This is a genomic window from Streptomyces sp. NPDC058964, assembly GCF_042741275.1.
Classification (GTDB): Bacteria; Actinomycetota; Actinomycetes; order Streptomycetales; family Streptomycetaceae; genus Streptomyces.
Window position 1 is genome coordinate 1 of sequence record NZ_JBHYKH010000962.1, and the last position, 1,438, is coordinate 1,438.

Consider the following 1,438-nt stretch of genomic DNA (forward strand, 5'->3'; position numbering starts at 1 on the left):
GGGACTGTCTGATCGCGGTCGTCCTGCCCAAGGGGTGTGCGCAGGTCTGCGCGGTCCTCGGGGTGCAGGAGGCGGGCGCCGCCTATCTGCCGATCGAACCGCAGTGGCCGCGCGCCCGGCGCGAGCAGCTGCTCGCCGAGAGCGGTGCCCGCCTGGTGGTGACGTCGCCGGCGCTGCGCGAGGAGTTTCAGGGGCTCGACGGGGTCCGTGTGGTCACCCTGGAGGACCCGGAGGTGACGGAGGCGAGCGCGGAGCCGCTGGAGTCCGGGCCGTCGCCGGACGATCTGGCGTACGTCATCTACACGTCGGGCTCCACGGGGCGGCCCAAGGGCGTGGCGATCGACCACCGGTCGGCCGTGAACACGGTCCTGGACGTCAACCAGCGCTTCCAGGTGGGGCCGGGCGACCGGGTGCTGGCGATCTCCTCGCTGAGCTTCGACCTGTCGGTGTACGACATCTTCGGGCTGCTGGCCGCGGGCGGCACCGTCGTCCTGCCGTCGCCGGGCCGCGCGACAGAGCCCGCGCACTGGACGGAGCTGGTGGAACGGCACGGTGTGACGGTGTGGAACTCGGTGCCCGCGCTGATGCAGGCCTGGGTGGACTCCGCCGGCGACCCCGCCGACCGGTCCGGCACCAGGGTGCGGCTGGTGCTGCTGAGCGGCGACTGGATCCCGGTGCAGCTGCCCGACGCCGTGCGCGCCCGGCACCCCAAGGCCGAGGTCATCAGCCTCGGCGGCGCCACGGAGGCCGCCATCTGGTCGGTGTACTACCCCATCGGCGAGGTACCGGCCGACTGGACGCGCATCCCGTACGGAAAGCCGCTGGCCAACCAGACCCTCCAGGTGTACGACGTCGGCCTGGAGCCCTGCCCGGTGTGGGCCACGGGCGAGATCTTCATCGGCGGCACCGGCGTGGCACGCGGCTACTGGGGCGACCCGGAGCGCACCGCGGAGCGGTTCGTGATCCATCCGCGCACCGGGGAGCGGCTGTACCGCACCGGGGATCTGGGCCGCTATCTCCCCGGTGGGGACATCGAGTTCCTCGGCCGCAGCGACTTCCAGGTCAAGGTCCAGGGGTTCCGGGTGGAGCTGGGCGAGATCGAGACCGCGCTGCTGGACTGCCCGGGGGTCGGCAAGGCCGTGGTGGTGGCGGCCGACGCGGGCTCCGGACGGCAACTGGTGGCGTTCGTCGTACGCGACGGGGAGGGCGACGGCCGCGACGAGGAGGCGTTCGTGCGGGACGTGCTCGCCGAGGTGGCGCGCCGGGTCCCCCGGTACATGGTGCCGGGCCGGGTCGCCGTGCTGGAGGCGCTGCCGCTGACCGGCAACGGCAAGCTGGACCGGCGGGCGCGGGAGGCGATGAGCCGGCCCCGGGACGAGGGGACGCGGGCCCGGGTTCCGGCGCGCAACGAGCTGGAGGCACTGCTGACGGACTGTCT

At 73.5% G+C, this 1,438-nt stretch carries 1 protein-coding gene; it reads left to right on the top strand.

What is annotated here, in order from left to right; translation table 11 throughout:
* Positions 1–1,438, top strand: a 1,438-nt coding sequence (locus ACFW2E_RS46845) for an amino acid adenylation domain-containing protein (protein ID WP_384478264.1), incomplete at both ends; no start/stop codon positions are given.